This is a genomic window from Chitinilyticum piscinae (assembly GCF_015223195.1).
GTDB classification, from domain to species: domain Bacteria; phylum Pseudomonadota; class Gammaproteobacteria; order Burkholderiales; family Chitinibacteraceae; genus Chitinilyticum; species Chitinilyticum piscinae.
The window spans coordinates 45925-61569 of sequence record NZ_JADFUA010000011.1 but is presented as its reverse complement, the minus strand read 5'-3'; the positions used below and the strand labels follow the sequence as shown (position 1 = coordinate 61569).

Here is a 15645-nt window from a genome sequence, read left to right as displayed (position 1 = left end):
CCACGTATAAGATCAAGAACGATTCAAAGCAAGCAATACAAGGACATACCCGCAAAAAACGGATCAGGTTCGGTTCCCTAGCCCCAGACGCAGATACAGATCGACGACGCCGGCCGGCACGGGCTCGCTGAAATGGAACCCCTGCAGATAGTCCACTCCGAGCCCCTGCAGGAAGCGCGCTGTTTCCAGATTTTCCACGCCCTCGACGACAATCTGCAGACCCAGTCCGCGGCCAAGCTGGACGATGGCCTGCATCACGCGGCGACCTTCTTCCGTGTGCAGACGCTGGGCAAAGGAAACGTCAACCTTGAGCAGATTAGCCGGCATTTCATGCAGCTGTGACAGTGCGGAATATCCGGTGCCGAAATCATCGATCGCCAGCTGGAAACCTGCCATCACCAGATGCTTGAGGTGCTTGAGCTGGCGGGCATAGTCGGTCAGCGCCACACTCTCGGTAATTTCCAGAATGATGTCCTGCGGTGAGAGTCGCTTTTCATCGAGCCACTCGATCAGTTGCGAAATAAAGCGCGGGTAGAACAGCTGGCTGCGCGAAATGTTGATCATCAGCCGCTGCTTCAATCCCGCATCCCGCCATGAGCGCAACCGTTCGAGCGCGATGCGTATCACCAGTTCGGACAGCTCCTGGATCAGGCCGACCTTTTCCGCCATCGGGATAAAGAGCTCCGGACTGATCCAGCCGCTCTGGTCGTCCTGCCAGCGAGCCAATGCCTCGACGGCCATGACCTCTCCGCTGCGCGCATGAATGACCGGCTGGTAATACACCTGCAGCGCACCGTTGCGAATTGCATCGGACAATCGAGACTGGATGGCGACATGTTCGCGCCCCAGAGCTTTCAGATGCACAATATCGCTGTAGAAACAGACATTGTTCCGCCCTGCATGCTTGGCGTGATACATGGTGTGATCCGCCGCCGACAGCAATTCCTCGCCCGATTCCGCGTTATCGGGGAAGAAGGCAAAGCCAGCCGAGATAGTCGGTCGGGTTTCAAGACCATCAATATTCACCCCCTGACGGGCTGCCATGCGCAAGGCCTCTGCCTGCTGGCGAACTTCATTGATATCGTCCTGATCGGGAATCAGCACGATAAATTCATCGCCCCCCCAGCGAGCCAGCATCGCCCCCTCGCCGAGGACTGCAGTCAGCCGCTGGGCAACATTCACCAGTAATTCATCGCCGACCTTATGACCAAATGCGTCGTTGATCTGCTTAAAGTGGTCAAGGTCGATGAAACCCAGCGCCACCTTGCGCTGATCACGCCGGGCACGGTCAATGGCCTGATGCAGCGCGTCATCAAGCATCAGGCGATTTGGCAGATGGGTCAGGTTGTCGTAGAGCGCCAACCGGGTAATGTGTTGCTCGTTCAGGTGCGCAACAGTGACATCCCGCAGGATACCGCGTAACGACGTCACCTCTCCGGAGGGGTTGCGATGTGCTATCAGTCGAGCCTCAACCCACAACCAGCTGCCGTTGCTCTGCTGCAGGCGGAAACGAATAGCCTCAGGCGTCGCGGTACGCTGCAGCTTGGCCAGGGTTCCCAGCAGCAGATCGTGTTCTTCAGGGTGAATCCATTGCAGGATGCACTCGCCTCGCGCGGCGAGCAGGGCCGCATGATCAATACCGCGCAACTTGGCCCACGCGGGCGTGAGCTCCACCATGTGCCCGGACGGCAGCAAATCGACAATGGCCTCTTCCAGTAAATTGAGCGTGTCGAGCATGGTCTTGCGCTTGGCCGCATCCTGCATCAGCGTACTGACATCTTGGATGAGCACCACCGCATGCAAGCGACCGCTTTCAGCGACCACCGGCTGCAGGCGTACCAAAAGATACAAAGGGCCGGAAGGCAGATTCAGCGCGCAGTTGAATGAGGCACTGCGCCGGCCATTCAGGGCATCCGGAAGCAAGCGTACCAGCTCTACGGCCAATTCTTGCGGCAAGGCGGTCCGGATTGACTGTCCTAGCAACTGTCCAGCCGAAGGCAGCGCCGGAAGGACCGACCAGACACGCTCTACCACCCCATCGCCGTCCATTTCGAAGACCATGTCCTGCAAGGTGCCGGCCAGCGCCTGCAGTCTGTGCTGGCTGGCACGGACCTGCTGCTCCATCTTACGCTTGAGCAGTGCTTGGGCGACGTGGTTCGCCAGCATTGACAAGAGACGCAACTCGACTGGATCGCGGGTTGGTTCGACTTCTTCGAACACAAATGCCAAAAAACCGAAGGGTTCACCCCGATCCAGCAAGGGGATGCACAGCAGTTGCCGCCCACCGACCAATGCAAGTAGCATCTGCTCGGAAAGCGGCAGCTCGAGCAAGGATTTACTCAGCACCATACCCACAGCCATGGAATCGGCCAGTAGCGGATAAACGGGATAGTGCAACTCGAGAAATACGTCGGGTAACACCGGGGGCACCCGACTTGCAGGATCACGCCACGCCGAGGTAAGCCGGGCCCGCTCTCCATCCGTACTGTTGAGATAAAGCGCTGCGAGACTGCTGCGACAGGCGTCGCCGAGGATATGCACCGATTCCGCCAGTGCTTCAGGCTCATCCGCTGCCAGCAGCGATGCCACAACGCTGTCGAACGCATTGAAATAGGTGTGGTAAGTGGCGACCTCCTGCCGGAGGTCGAAATCGATTCCACCTTCACCACCAAGCAAATGCGACAACACCGTTTATCTCCCGGCGCAGATTACGCCTTCGGTTCAGGCGGGATCACCACCTCACTGTACCCGCATTCCTTCTGCGGACAGACCTTTTCCGTTCCACGGCGCTTGGTTGTTTTAAGCGTGAGGATCGGCCAGTTGCACTTGGGGCAGGGCTCGGCAATCGGCGGGTTCCAGGTTGCGTACTTGCAATCCGGATAGGTATTGCACGAGTAGAACAGCTTGCCGTATCGGCTCTTGCGCTCAATGAGCGTCCCCTTGTGGCACTCAGGGCATTCTACTCCGGTGTCCTTGGGTTTTTCCAAGGGCTCGATGTGCTTGCACTTCGGATAAGCGGAGCAACCGATGAATTTGCCATAGCGCCCCATCTTGATGTGCAGTGCCGAATCGCACTTTGGACAGGTGCGCCCCTCAACCACTTCCGGCTCAAGCGGTGCGGATTCGGCATCCTCGCCCAGATTACGGGTGTAGGTGCATTCCGGATAGCCGGTACAGCTGATGAAACGGCCACGCTTGCCAAGCTTGATCGCAAGCTTCTTGCCACACTTCGGACAATCTTCGTCGATTTCTTCGTGCGTCACATCCTTGCGGGACAAGCTCTGCTTTTCTTCGATCTGCTTGTGGAACTTCTTCCAGAAATCATCAAGAACCGGAATCCACTCCTGCTTGCCGGTGGACACCTCATCAAGACGATCTTCCAGCTTGGCAGTAAAGTTGTAATCGACGTATTGGGTAAAATGTTCGGTCAGGAATTTGTTCACCACCTCACCGGTATCAGTCGGGGTAAAACGCTTCTTGTCGAGAATGACGTATTCGCGATCCTTGAGTGTCGAAATGATCGAGGCATACGTGGAAGGACGGCCGATTCCAAATTCTTCCAGCGCCTTCACCAGCGACGCTTCAGAGTAACGCGGAGGTGGCTGGGTAAAGTGCTGCTCGCCGGACAGACGATCCACCGGAAGCTCATCGCCTTCTTCCAGAGGGGGCAGGCGAGCCTCGTCTTCATCTTCAACATCATCGGTGTCTTCCTGATACACCGCGATAAACCCCGGGAACACAAGGGTCTGACCGGATGCACGGAAAATGCCTTGTCCGACAATGATATCCACGCCAACGGTATCGAATTTGGCAGCAGCCATCTGGCAGGCAAGCGTACGCTTCCAGATCATCTGGTAGAGCTTGAACTGCTCTGGCGACAGAAATGCCTTGACCGAATCGGGGGTTCGGAAAATCGAGGTCGGACGAATCGCCTCGTGAGCCTCTTGGGCGTTTTTCGCCTTGTTCTTGAAGGCCACCGGTTCTTTGGGCAGGTAATCCTTCTCGAAGTGCTGGCCGATATAGTCCCGGATCTCCAGCACAGCCTCATTGGCCAGCGCTACCGAGTCAGTACGCATGTAGGTGATCAGACCAACGGTACCGCCGCCGACATCGATACCCTCATAAAGCTGCTGGGCAGTGCGCATGGTGCGATCTGTCGTCATCCCGAGCTTGCGTACCGCTTCCTGTTGCAGCGTGGAGGTGGTGAACGGAGCCGCGGCACTGCGTGACTTTTTGCGTTTTTCGACGCTGCTGACCCGTGCAGTCTGCCCACTTAGACCTGCCAGAATTTCCTGTTGGCGAGCCTCGTTGGGAATATCGAACTGCTCCAGCTTGCTGCCTTGCCAGTGCGAGAGACGTGCACCGAATTTCTGCCGGCCCTTGTGGGTGTCCAGATGCAGGGTCCAGTATTCTTGGGAAACAAAGGCACGGATCTCGTTTTCACGCTCGCAGATCAAGCGCAGAGCCGGGCTTTGTACCCGGCCAGCTGACAGCCCGGTACGGACCTTGCGCCACAGCAGCGGCGACAGATTGAAGCCAACCAGATAATCCAACGCACTGCGCGCCTGTTGGGCATTCACCAAATCGCTATCGATGTCACGCGGATTGGCAACCGCGGCTTTGACGGCGGCCTCGGTAATCTCGTGAAAAACGACTCGCTTGAAGGTTTTTTCCGCACTGACCAGCTTCTTGCCGCGCAGAATTTCCATGATATGCCAGGAAATGGCCTCGCCTTCACGGTCCGGGTCAGTCGCCAGATAGACATGGCTGACTTCCTTAACTGCGGCACAGATCGCGTCAACATGTTTCTTGTTCTTCTCGATGACCTGGTATTTCATCTTGAAGTCGTTTTCAGTGTCGACCGACCCATCCTTACGCACCAGTCCGCGTACGTGACCATACGAAGCAAGAATCTGAAAATCCTTGCCGAGGTATTTCTGGAGAGTTTTCGCCTTTGAGGGCGATTCGACGATCAGTAGATTGTCGGGCATTGTTCCCGGCTCACATTAAGGTTAAGGATTGGTCGTACAGAGCCATCAGTGCAAGGTGGCATCTTCACGGCCAAACAGGATCTCTTCGACCCATAGATTAGACAGCTGATCCTGCTTGCGCCAGACCAGCATCAGTACCAGCAGCTGCATTCGTTCCAGCGATACCTCACCATCAGGCTCCCGCATGACCCGCTCCAGCAGCTGTTCGCGTTCAATAGCATCCAGAACGCCACTCTGGATCAGTGCATACAGCAGACTGACCGCCTCGACACTCATGCGCTCCAGCTCTTGCGGATGCAGCACCCGCACACCAGCCGAACGGGCCGACTCAGACCAGAGCTGATCACACCCGAGCGATTTCGACTCTTCCATCCATTGCAATGCCTCACGAATATCTTCATCGGCAAAACCGGCAACATCAAGCTTGCGTGCCAGTTGTGCTGTGTCGGGATATTCGGTGCCATACAGCTCTTCAAACAGATACGCGAGTACTTCCAGCATTCAATCTCTTCATTATTTCGGATTTCCGGCGCGCTGATAGCGCGCCCCCGGCAATAGCAGAACTGCGCCTTGCAATTCCAAGCCAAGCAGAATCTCGCACAGTTCGCCATGAGTCAAGCCCGTCCGGAGAACCAGCGTATCCAGATCGACCGGATCCCACCCCACCGCAGCTAGCACGCCCCCGTCGTCAGGTGCTCGCGGCGAGGGTGTTAAGACCCCGTCCAGGACCGGCATCATGGTGCCAGGCAATTCATCCAGCACATCATTCACATCATCAACCAGCTTGGCCCCCTGCCGGATGAGCCAATGACACCCTTTGGCCAGCGGGGAATGAATCGAGCCCGGAATGGCATAGACTTCTCTACCCACATCGGCAGCTTGCCGGGCAGTAATCAGGGAGCCGCTTCCTAGCGCAGCCTCAACCACCAGACACCCAGCGCCCTGTGCAGCAATCAAGCGGTTGCGCTGGGGAAAGTTCTCGGCACGAGGCGGCATCCCTAAAGGGAACTCGGACAACAGCAAGCCCTGCTCGGCAATCGCTTGCGCCAAGGCATGATTTGCCGCCGGATAAACCCGGTCAAGCCCCGTCCCGACAATACCGATGGTTGCCCCAGACACCTCCAGCGCACCTCGGTGTGCGGCCGCATCAATGCCGGAAGCCATGCCGCTGACAATGACCAGCCCGTGGAGAGCCAGCTCAGCGGCAAACATCCGCGCATTATCGGCCCCTTGGGGTGTCGGATTACGACTTCCCACCACAGCCAGCCCACGTCGCAACAACAACGAGGGGTCACCATGGCAGTACAACAGGACCGGTGGGTCAGGCAAATCCAGCAGCGCGCGCGGGTATCCCGGATCTGCCAGAGTCAGCAATGAACGCCCGGGCATTTGCAGCCAGGAGAGGGTCTGTTCCAGTAACGGCCAGGACGGCCCCGTGATGCATTCATGCAATTTGCCCGTCAACGACTCGCCGAGCAGGCCGGCAATACGGGCCAAGACATCCGGCTCGCGCAGCGCATCAGGCGCGCCAGCCAGCTCCAGCACCTGCAAACGACGACGCGTGGAGAGGCCTGGCGTCAACGCCAGCCGCAACCACGCGTCCTGATCAGCGAGAGGCAGCAAACCGATTATTCGGCGGTTGTAGGCTCGCCTTTGACCACATCTCCATAAGTTACGGCATCAGTACTATCCATCACCAAGCCGTAGGAAATCGTCGGGAAAACACGATAGACAAAGACGCTGCCATTACGCAGTGGCGGGGTAAGCCGATCCGCCTCATCCTTGCTTTCTTTCTTGATCAGTTTTCCGGGCTTGTAGGCAAACAATACGGTTCCCAGATCAATGCCGTCATTTTCGCCACGATTCAGTACCACAGTCGACAAGGAACCCACATAGCGCTCGCCACCGTAGGACGCCAGAACCTTGGAGTCAATCGGCTGCAACGGCAGATGAGGAACATAATTGACGAAAGGCTTTTCTGGTGCCTTGACCAGACGCGCCCCAGGGGGAATTTCACGCACGGAACGGCTGACTCGCAGCACGGTCACCTCGCCTTCCTTCGTCACTACCGCGTCGCCAAGATAATGGGTCTCGACACCGATCTTTTTCTCTTTATTGTCCGGATCCAGTACGGTGTTACGCTTAAGGAACAGCTGGAAAACCTCACCCTGCTGCGCCGTAGGCATGTCGACCGCGTAGATCATGTCGCCTTCACCGAAGATCACGCGATTATCAGGGCCAGCACCCACACGTGGAGCAGACTGGTACTCAGCCTCGGTCATCAGCAGTGGCTTGTCGAGGAAAGGATCAATGGCCGCAGCAGGAATACTGGGGATGGCCATGCCATTGAGTTGCTCGATGCGCGCCTTGGGCGAGAGCTTGGCGGTTCCAGAGGAAGCCTTCTGATTCTTCAGCAGACGCAGGCAGGGTTTGCCATCACATTTTTCCAGCAGAATCACATCGCCTGGATAGATCCAGTGCGGGTTCTTGATTTCCGCCTTGTTCATCTGCCAGATTTCCGGCCAGCGCCAAGGCTGCTTGAGAAAACGACCGGAAATATCCCAGAGAGTATCTCCTTTGACCACGACATAACGGTCAGGAGCATCCTTTGCCAGCTGCAAGGTATCGGCGTGCACAACGGCGACGGAACCAAGCGACAAAAGAAGCGATATAATCTGTTTACGCATCATCGAACATGCCCTTTTTCAGCCAGTCGTAGTCACTACCCCACAAGGTAGACCAAGCTGGCCACAATTGCGATAGCCTCACCCATTCAGCTCGCAAACAGCAACCTGAATGCAACAGCCAATTTCACTGATTCTGCATACAAACTTTTTAGCCCGCAAGAAAATATGGCCCTCTTGAACATTTTGCACTACCCGGACGAACGCCTGCATACCGTCGCCAAACCGGTCGAGGTATTCGATGACACCCTGCAACGACTAATTGATGACATGGCCGAAACAATGTACGAAGCGCCCGGCATCGGACTGGCCGCCACTCAGGTCAACGTACACCGCCGCCTGATTGTCATCGACCTTTCCGAGACCAAGGATCAATTGCAGGTTCTGATCAATCCCGAGTTTCTGGAAAAGGATGGCGAAACGACCTACGAAGAAGGCTGTCTCTCGGTTCCAGGCATCTATGAAGAAGTAAAGCGGGCCGAACGCGTCAAGGTCCGCGCACTGGACCGGCATGGCAAGCCCTATGAACTCGAAGCAGACGGCTTGCTGGCCATCTGCATCCAGCATGAAATCGACCACCTGGATGGCAAGGTATTCGTTGAAAAGCTGTCCCGCCTGAAGCTCAATCGCATCGTCCAGAAGCTGAAAAAAAACCAGCGCAAGACGCTGTAATTGGAATACATACTACCGTATCACGCCCGACACCAAAAAAGACAGACTAGACAGGCCCATACACCATGAAGGTTGTTTTTGCCGGCACGCCGGACTTTGCGGCAAGCGCACTATCCGCCATTCACACAGCCGGACACGAAATCCCGCTGGTACTCACCCAGCCGGATCGCCCCTCGGGCCGCGGCATGAAGCTCACCCCTTCGGCGGTGAAGCTGCGCGCGGAGCAGTTGGGTCTGCCGGTCTATCAGCCGGAAAAATTGCGCACCCCGGAGCAGCAGGCTCCCCTAGCCGCACTGGATTGCGACGTTATGGTGGTCGCGGCTTATGGGATAATCCTGCCGCAAACGGTGCTGGATATACCCAAGCTGGGCTGCCTGAATATCCATGCATCACTCTTGCCGCGCTGGCGGGGGGCTGCACCAATCCAGCGCGCCATTCTGGCCGGCGACCCCCAAACCGGCATCACTATCATGCAAATGGATGCGGGACTGGACACCGGTGACATGCTCTCGATCCATAGCACAACGATCAGTGCGGACGACACCGCCACCAGTCTGCATGACAAACTGGCCGAACAAGGTGCAGCCGCTATTGTTGCGGCACTCGCCAACCTGCCGAACCTACAAGCGGCACGTCAGAAGCAACCCGAGTCCGGGGTTACCTACGCCGAAAAGCTTCGCAAGGACGAAGCGACCATTGACTGGCAACGCTCCTCTTGCGAACTGGATCGGATGATCCGAGCCTTCAACCCCTTTCCATCAGCTCAGACCCGTTATGCGGACGAAGTCATCAAGATCTGGAAGGGTGAGCCACTCCCCGGATCAGGCACTCCTGGCGAGGTACTCTCGGCCGGCAAGGAGGGTATTGTTATCGCGTGCGGCGAAGGTGCCATCCGCATAACCGAACTCCAGCGCGCCGGGAGCAAGCGGGTGAATGCGGCAGCCTTTTTGTCCGGTCTCCCCCTGCAGATCGGCAGCAAACTCGGGTAATTTTGCCGCTAGTGGGTAATTGAATCTTTTCCAGCCAAACATCATCTAAAGCACTGATTCGATTACCCGCGAGGAGACACTCATGTTCAATCTGATGAAAACCGCGCTACTGATGGCCGCCATCACGGCGCTGTTTGTACTGATCGGCGGCATGGTCGGCGGTCAGGCCGGCATGCTGCTGGCGCTGCTGTTTGCCGGAGGGATGAATGTCTTTGCCTACTGGAACTCCGACAAGATGGTGCTGCGCATGTATAACGCACGCCAGATTGATGCCCACAGCGCCCCAGAGTTTTACGGCATGATCGCCGAGCTGGCGCAAAAAGCCGGCCTGCCCATGCCCAAGGTTTACATCATCGATGAAGCGCAGCCCAATGCCTTTGCCACCGGACGCAACCCGGAACATGCTGCAGTGGCTGCCACCACCGGGATTCTGCGCCTGCTCACCCCGCGGGAAATCCGCGGGGTAATGGCTCACGAATTGGCGCACGTACAACACCGTGACATCCTGATTTCCACCATCTCGGCCACGATGGCCGGCGCAATTTCGGCATTGGCCAACTTCGCCATGTTTTTCGGGGGCCGCGATGAAAATGGCCAGCCGGTGAACCCGATTGCCGGTATCGCTCTCGCCCTGCTGGCTCCAATTGCTGCCAGCCTGATCCAGATGGCCATCTCCCGCTCTCGCGAATTCGAAGCCGACGCCGGAGGAGCCCGCATCAGTGGTGACCCGCATGCACTAGCGGATGCGCTGGCGAAGATCGAGGCTTACGCCCGCGGCATCCCCATGCATACCGCCGAAGCACATCCGGAAACAGCCCAGATGATGATCATGAATCCGCTCGCCGGCGCTGGCGGCTTGGCCGACCTGTTCCGCACACACCCGCGCACCGACGAGCGAATTGCCCGCCTGCGTGCCATGGCACGCTAATCAACAGGGTATGTTGCCACGGGCGTTATTCATTAAGGCCAGAAGACACATACCCGGCAGGAAACTATGTTCCAGACCCAGAAACTGGCCAGCCAGACCCTGCTGGCCGTCCTTGACGGCCAGAACCTCACCGACGCGCTGACGCGCGTGTGGCAACACCATCCGCAGCTCACACCCCAGCAACGCGGAGCCATTCAGGATGCCTGCTATTCCACCCTGCGCGAGCTGGAATTGTGGCGCGCGGTGCTCAAGCAACTGCTGCGAGCCCCCCTGAAAGAGGTGGAAATCGAAGCTCTGCTGCTGATCGCACTGCAGCAGTTGCACGCCGCGCGGGCTGCCAGTTATGCCGTGGTCGATCACGCCGTCAAGGTGGCAGCAAAAACCGGCAAGGGGCAAGCCAAAGGCCTGGTCAACGCCGTGCTGCGCAACTTCTTGCGTCAGCAGGATGAATTGCTTGCCGCCGCGCGCCGAACCCCTGCCGGCCGTCACAACCACCCGCAATGGTGGGTTACCCAGATGCGCACGTCTTACCCGCAGGACTGGCAGGCGGTGCTCGACGCGAACAATAGCCACCCGCCGATGACCCTGCGAATCAATCTGCGTCACGCCAGCGTTGCCGACTATCAGGCACTGCTGGCCGAGCGAGGCATAGAGTCGCGAATACTGGGGCAACAAGCACTGCAACTGGACAAACCCGTCAGCGTGGACAGCCTGCCGCACTTCATGGATGGCTGGGTTTCGGTGCAGGATTTGGGCGCCCAGTACGCAGCCCTGCTACTGGATGTGCAGGATGGGCAACGCGTGCTCGATGCCTGTGCCGCACCGGGTGGCAAGACCGGTCATTTGCTGGAGCTCGCCAGGCTCGAGCTGACCGCACTGGATAACAACCCTGAGCGCCTGCAGCGGGTCGCCGATAACCTGCAGCGCCTGCAACTCTCCGCCACCCTGCGTTGTGGCGATGCAGCCAAACCGCAGCAATGGTGGGATGGCAAACCCTTCGACCGCATCCTGGCCGACGTGCCGTGCTCGGCCAGCGGCGTCACACGCCGCCACCCGGATATCAAATGGCTGCGCCGCCCCGAGGATTTCGCGCGATTTGCAGCCCAGCAGGCACAAATCCTCGACGCGCTATGGCCCTTGCTGGCTGAGGGCGGGAAACTCCTGTACGCTACGTGCTCCGTTTTTCCGGTGGAAAACGCCGACTCTGCAGCGGAATTCGCCGTGCGCCATCCCGATGCGCGCCGTCTGCCGCTCCCGGAGTGGGCTGGTACCGCCGGACAGCTTTTGCCGTCACCGGATCACGATGGGTTTTACTACGCACTGTTCAGCAAGGAGACCACGCAGGCCTAGCCTGCTGCTGGCGCTCGGGCTGCTATTGCTTGGTGCATTTGCGCTGGCGGGGGAAATTGCCCCGCAGCGCGCCGAAGTCCGGCTGGGCAATGCCCAAATTGAAATCAGTGCCCGTTTCAGTATTACCCTCCCCCCCGGTGCTGAGGCCGCGCTGCAGAACGGTACATCACTACCCTTTACCTACCAGTTCCAGCTTAAAAAGCCACGCCTGCAGGCCTGGTACCAGCAAGTAAAAAGCGGATTCGGAGTCACATCAACCACGACCTACCGCTTAAGCTATCACCCCCTCACCCGCCAGTATCGCGTCGCCAGCAATGGCATTACACGCAACTTTGCCAGCCTGCACGAAGCACTGCAGGCCATTGGCACCATCGGCGGCTGGGTTGCCCTGAAAGACACCTCGGCGGCCGACGACCCCGACAGCTTTGCCGGACGGGTACGCCTGATTCTCGATTTTGACTTATTGCCCAAACCAATGCAGATCAGCGCGCTGGGCAACAATGACTGGCGCATCGAGCCGGAATGGCAAGACCTCAAACTGGCGGTGGAGAAGGACGAATGAAGCGCCTCCTGTTTGTTTTTGCGGCACTGGGCTCCGTGCTGCTCTTCCTTCTAGCACTGGCAGCAGGCAATGCCTCGGCATTCTCCGATTACTACGATCTCGTACTGGGACTGAATGTATTGTTACTGGGCGGAATGGCTGCGCTGGTAATCGGTCATTTATGGCGACTTCGCAAGCGGGTACGCAGCAAGGTCTTTGGCTCGCGACTGATGCTGCGGCTGGTGCTCATGTTCGGCTTGGTGGCCGTGCTGCCGGGTGCTCTGGTCTACACCTTGTCTGTACAGTTCCTGAACCGCTCGATCGAGACCTGGTTTGATGTAAAAGTGGACAAGGCGCTTGATCGCGGCTGGAGCTTGGGACAAAACGCGATTGACTTCCAGCAGGGCGAACTGGCACGCAAAGCACAGGTGATCGCCTGGGACATCCACGATAACTCTGATAGCACCCTGCTGCCACGGCTCAACAAGCTGCGCGATCAGACGGGTGTTCAGGAAATTACCATCTTCGATGAGCTGGGCAATACCGGGGCCCATATCGGTAACGAAAAAGCCAGCCTTTTCCCCCAGCAACCCGACCGCGCCAGCCTGCGCCGAGCCAGTTACGAACCGGTTAGCAAGCTTGAGGAAAACGCCGAACAAGGCCTGAACATGCGGGTGCTGGTCGTCATTCCCGGCACCAGCCTTGAAGACAAGCGCCGCTACCTGCAACTGATACAGCCCGTGCCACAACAACTGGCCCAGGATGCCGAGCTGGTCACTCAGGTTCGCAGTGAATACAAACAGCTCTCCAGCTCCCGGCAGGGATTGAAGACCATTTTCAGCATCACCCTCACCATTGCACTTCTCGTCAGCCTGCTGGGTGCACTCGTACTGGCACTGTATCTGTCCAACAAACTGGCAGCCCCTTTGTCGCTGCTTGCCGCCGGAACCCGCGCAGTCGCCCAGGGAGACTTCAGCCAGCAGCAACCGGTCGTCAGCCGCGATGAACTGGGCATCCTGACGCACTCCTTCAATCGCATGACTCGGCAACTGGCGGAAACACGCGCCAAGCTGGAACAGAACCAGGCCGAACAAGCTGCGGCCAAGGCCTATGTCGAAGCCATTCTTGGCTCGATTTCCGCAGGTGTACTCTCGTTCGATGAAGATTGTCTGCTGCAATCTACTAATCTCAGCGCCTTGCGCATCCTCGGCCTCGACCCCGCCAAAGTTGAAGGCCTGCCACTTGGCCGTTGGCATGAACCCTATCCCGTGCTGACTGGTTTCTGCGCTGAAATTCTGCGCGGGGTACTCTCTGATAATGATCACTGGCAAAGCCAAGTTGAGCTCAACGGCGACAAGCGCGTGATGCTGGTGCATGGCACGCGTCTGTCGGGAATGCCGGAAGACTTCACCATCATGGGTGGATTTGTCGTGGTGTTTGACGACATTACTGAATTGCTTTCGGCACAACGCGATGCCGCCTGGGGTGAGGTTGCCCGTCGGCTGGCGCATGAAATCAAGAACCCGCTCACTCCGATTCAGCTCGCAGCCGAACGGATGGAGCTCAAATTGGCCGACAAACTGGAACCCCAGGCCGCAGAGCTCCTCAGCCGCAACACCCAGACCATCGTCAAGCAGGTCGCCGCGCTCAAGCAGATGGTGGATGCCTTCCGCGATTATGCGCGCAAACCCTCGGGAAAACGCCAGGTACTCGACTTTGCCGAATTGCTGCGCGAAGTGCTGGTCCTCTACGAAGCGGCACCGATCGAACGCCATCTGCTGACCACCGAACCGCTTCCGATCAAAGGTGATGCGACGCATTTGCGCCAGGTCATCCACAACTTGCTGCAGAACGCGCAGGATGCCATTCGGGAAAGTACTGACCCAAAAGTTTGCATTCGTTGCGAAAAAGACGAAAAATGGCTGCGCTTCAGTATTGCGGACAATGGACCTGGGTTTTCCAGCGAGCTACTGCCACGGGTTTTCGAGCCTTACGTCACAACAAAAACCAAAGGAACCGGGCTGGGACTGGCCATCGTGAAAAAAATCATTGAAGAACATCACGGACGCATCCAGGTGGGCAATCAGCCCGAAGGTGGCGCGTTTGTGCGCATTGAACTGCCGCTGTGGGAGGAAGTTTAAGTGGCTAGTCAGGACATTCTGATTGTCGATGATGAAATCGGCATCCGGGAACTGCTCTCGGAAATTCTGCAAGACGAAGGTTATAGCGTGGCAGAGGCTGAAAATGCCGAAGCCGCACGCCGTTACCGCAACCAAGCCATTCCGAAAATGGTGTTGTTGGACATCTGGATGCCCGATACTGACGGCGTCACCCTGCTGAAAGAGTGGTCACGCAATGGCCAACTCACCATGCCGGTGGTCATGATGTCCGGGCACGCTACCATTGATACGGCCGTTGAAGCGACGCGCATCGGTGCTCTGGATTTTCTGGAGAAACCAATCGGACTGCAAAAACTTCTGGCCGTCGTAAAACGTGCCATGTCGCAACAGATCGCCCCCCCAAAAGCAGCGCAGGGCCTGCAGAGTCTCGGTAACAGCGCAGCGATTGCCGCGCTCCAGGAGACACTCGATCAGGTCGGGAAGCAGCCTCTGCCCATCCTGTTGACCGGCGAACCTGGTGCCGGTTATGAACTGTGCGCGCGCTACCTTACCCCCAGCGCCGGGCCGTTCATTGCCCCGAATGCCAATGACGATCTCGCCAGCGCCCCGCAGGATCTGGTCGCCCGAGCCGCAGGTGGCACACTGTTCCTGCGCGACATTGCCTGGCTGGAACGCAAGGCCCAGCAGGCACTACTGGCGATGCTGCCCAAACTGGAAAAGCAGAAAACACGTTTGGTATGCGTCAGCAGCCGTACGCTGGATCAACTGGTTCCGGTTTTTGACCCGGAGCTGCTGCGCCAGCTCACCCAAATCATCGTTCCTGTTCCTGCCCTGCGCGAACATGCGGAAGATATCCCGCAACTGGCCAGCCAGCTGCTTGCCCAGCTCCCCAGCCAGTGCGGGGAACGCCACTTCTCGAGGGCCGCTCTACAACTGCTGCAGCAGCAGAGCTGGCCGGGCAATCTGGATCAACTGGCCAATGTGGTCAAAAGCCTGGCGCTGACCTGCCGTACCCCGGAAATCGACGTGTTGCCTGCCAGTCGATTGCTGGCACAGATCGGACCGGCTCAGGGCTGCGATGCGGCGCCCGCGCCTGCGGCGACCATGCCGCTGCCGCAGCTTGATCTGGATCTACCGCTGCGCGAAGCGCGTGACCAGTTCGAGAAATTCTATCTTGAACGCCAAATCGAGCTGGCTCGCGGCAACATGAGCCGGGTTGCCGAAAAAATCGGCCTCGAGCGCACCCATCTGTACCGCAAGCTGAAACAGCTGGGTATCCAGATGCAGAAGAAAAATCGCAACCACGAAGAGGAATAACCTCATCCGGGTATATACCTCTAATGCCTGATTCACGAGATCTGCAAGAGCAT

At 57.9% G+C, this 15645-nt stretch carries 12 protein-coding genes; 7 read left to right on the top strand and 5 right to left on the bottom strand.

From position 1 onward, the window contains the following. Positions 1–63 precede the first annotated feature (63 nt). The 5 genes from INR99_RS14885 to INR99_RS14865 are packed head-to-tail and all read right to left on the bottom strand — an operon-like array spanning position 64 to position 7678. Positions 64–2688, bottom strand: coding sequence for a bifunctional diguanylate cyclase/phosphodiesterase (locus INR99_RS14885; RefSeq protein WP_194117165.1), 2625 nt, complete (start codon positions 2686–2688; stop codon positions 64–66). Between the two features lie 20 nt (positions 2689–2708). Continuing rightward, on the bottom strand, positions 2709–4991 hold the full coding sequence (gene topA / locus INR99_RS14880; RefSeq protein WP_194117164.1) for a type I DNA topoisomerase: 2283 nt from the start codon (positions 4989–4991) through the stop codon (positions 2709–2711). 45 nt (positions 4992–5036) lie between these two features. Continuing rightward, positions 5037–5492, bottom strand: a complete 456-nt coding sequence (locus INR99_RS14875) for a DUF494 family protein (RefSeq protein WP_194117163.1) — start codon at positions 5490–5492, stop codon at positions 5037–5039. 12 nt (positions 5493–5504) lie between these two features. Then, positions 5505–6614 carry a DNA-processing protein DprA gene (gene dprA / locus INR99_RS14870; protein ID WP_228098349.1) on the bottom strand — a complete coding sequence of 370 codons (1110 nt, stop codon included), beginning with the start codon at positions 6612–6614 and terminating at the stop codon, positions 5505–5507. Between the two features lie 5 nt (positions 6615–6619). Continuing rightward, positions 6620–7678 (bottom strand): LysM peptidoglycan-binding domain-containing protein, encoded by a 1059-nt coding sequence (locus INR99_RS14865; RefSeq protein ID WP_194117162.1) that lies wholly within the window; start codon positions 7676–7678, stop codon positions 6620–6622. 165 nt (positions 7679–7843) lie between these two features. Between INR99_RS14865 and def the strand changes: the two genes are divergently transcribed. The 7 genes from def (at position 7844) to INR99_RS14830 (ending at position 15592) form a co-directional block, all read left to right on the top strand. After that, positions 7844–8347, top strand: coding sequence for a peptide deformylase (gene def, locus INR99_RS14860; RefSeq protein ID WP_194117161.1), 504 nt, complete (start codon positions 7844–7846; stop codon positions 8345–8347). A gap of 65 nt (positions 8348–8412) precedes the next feature. Further along, positions 8413–9336: a methionyl-tRNA formyltransferase gene (gene fmt, locus INR99_RS14855; RefSeq protein WP_194117160.1), complete on the top strand. Its 924-nt coding sequence runs from the start codon at positions 8413–8415 to the stop codon at positions 9334–9336. A gap of 82 nt (positions 9337–9418) precedes the next feature. After that, complete coding sequence (gene htpX / locus INR99_RS14850) at positions 9419–10264, top strand: zinc metalloprotease HtpX (protein WP_194117159.1); 846 nt, start codon at positions 9419–9421, stop codon at positions 10262–10264. 66 nt (positions 10265–10330) lie between these two features. Next, positions 10331–11614: a 16S rRNA (cytosine(967)-C(5))-methyltransferase RsmB gene (rsmB, locus tag INR99_RS14845; protein ID WP_194117158.1), complete on the top strand. Its 1284-nt coding sequence runs from the start codon at positions 10331–10333 to the stop codon at positions 11612–11614. Continuing rightward, positions 11568–12176, top strand: coding sequence for a DUF4390 domain-containing protein (locus INR99_RS14840; RefSeq protein WP_194117157.1), 609 nt, complete (start codon positions 11568–11570; stop codon positions 12174–12176). The genes rsmB and INR99_RS14840 overlap by 47 nt, the downstream gene beginning before the upstream one ends. After that, complete coding sequence (locus INR99_RS14835) at positions 12173–14296, top strand: sensor histidine kinase (protein ID WP_194117156.1); 2124 nt, start codon at positions 12173–12175, stop codon at positions 14294–14296. The genes INR99_RS14840 and INR99_RS14835 overlap by 4 nt, the downstream gene beginning before the upstream one ends. Continuing rightward, positions 14297–15592, top strand: a complete 1296-nt coding sequence (locus tag INR99_RS14830; RefSeq protein ID WP_194117155.1) for a sigma-54-dependent transcriptional regulator — start codon at positions 14297–14299, stop codon at positions 15590–15592. It abuts the gene before it with no gap. The last annotated feature ends 53 nt before the right edge of the window (positions 15593–15645 follow it).

What these genes read in the sequence shown, in the direction of transcription:
- fmt (WP_194117160.1), top strand. Translation starts at nt 8,413, where the DNA reads ATGAAGGTTGTTTTTGCCGGCACGCCGGACTTTGCGGCAAGCGCACTA.
- INR99_RS14840 (WP_194117157.1), top strand. Translation starts at nt 11,568, where the DNA reads ATGGGTTTTACTACGCACTGTTCAGCAAGGAGACCACGCAGGCCTAGC.
- def (WP_194117161.1), top strand. Translation starts at nt 7,844, where the DNA reads ATGGCCCTCTTGAACATTTTGCACTACCCGGACGAACGCCTGCATACC.
- topA (WP_194117164.1), bottom strand. Translation starts at nt 4,991, where the DNA reads ATGCCCGACAATCTACTGATCGTCGAATCGCCCTCAAAGGCGAAAACT.
- INR99_RS14875 (WP_194117163.1), bottom strand. Translation starts at nt 5,492, where the DNA reads ATGCTGGAAGTACTCGCGTATCTGTTTGAAGAGCTGTATGGCACCGAA.
- INR99_RS14835 (WP_194117156.1), top strand. Translation starts at nt 12,173, where the DNA reads ATGAAGCGCCTCCTGTTTGTTTTTGCGGCACTGGGCTCCGTGCTGCTC.
- rsmB (WP_194117158.1), top strand. Translation starts at nt 10,331, where the DNA reads ATGTTCCAGACCCAGAAACTGGCCAGCCAGACCCTGCTGGCCGTCCTT.
- INR99_RS14865 (WP_194117162.1), bottom strand. Translation starts at nt 7,678, where the DNA reads ATGCGTAAACAGATTATATCGCTTCTTTTGTCGCTTGGTTCCGTCGCC.
- htpX (WP_194117159.1), top strand. Translation starts at nt 9,419, where the DNA reads ATGTTCAATCTGATGAAAACCGCGCTACTGATGGCCGCCATCACGGCG.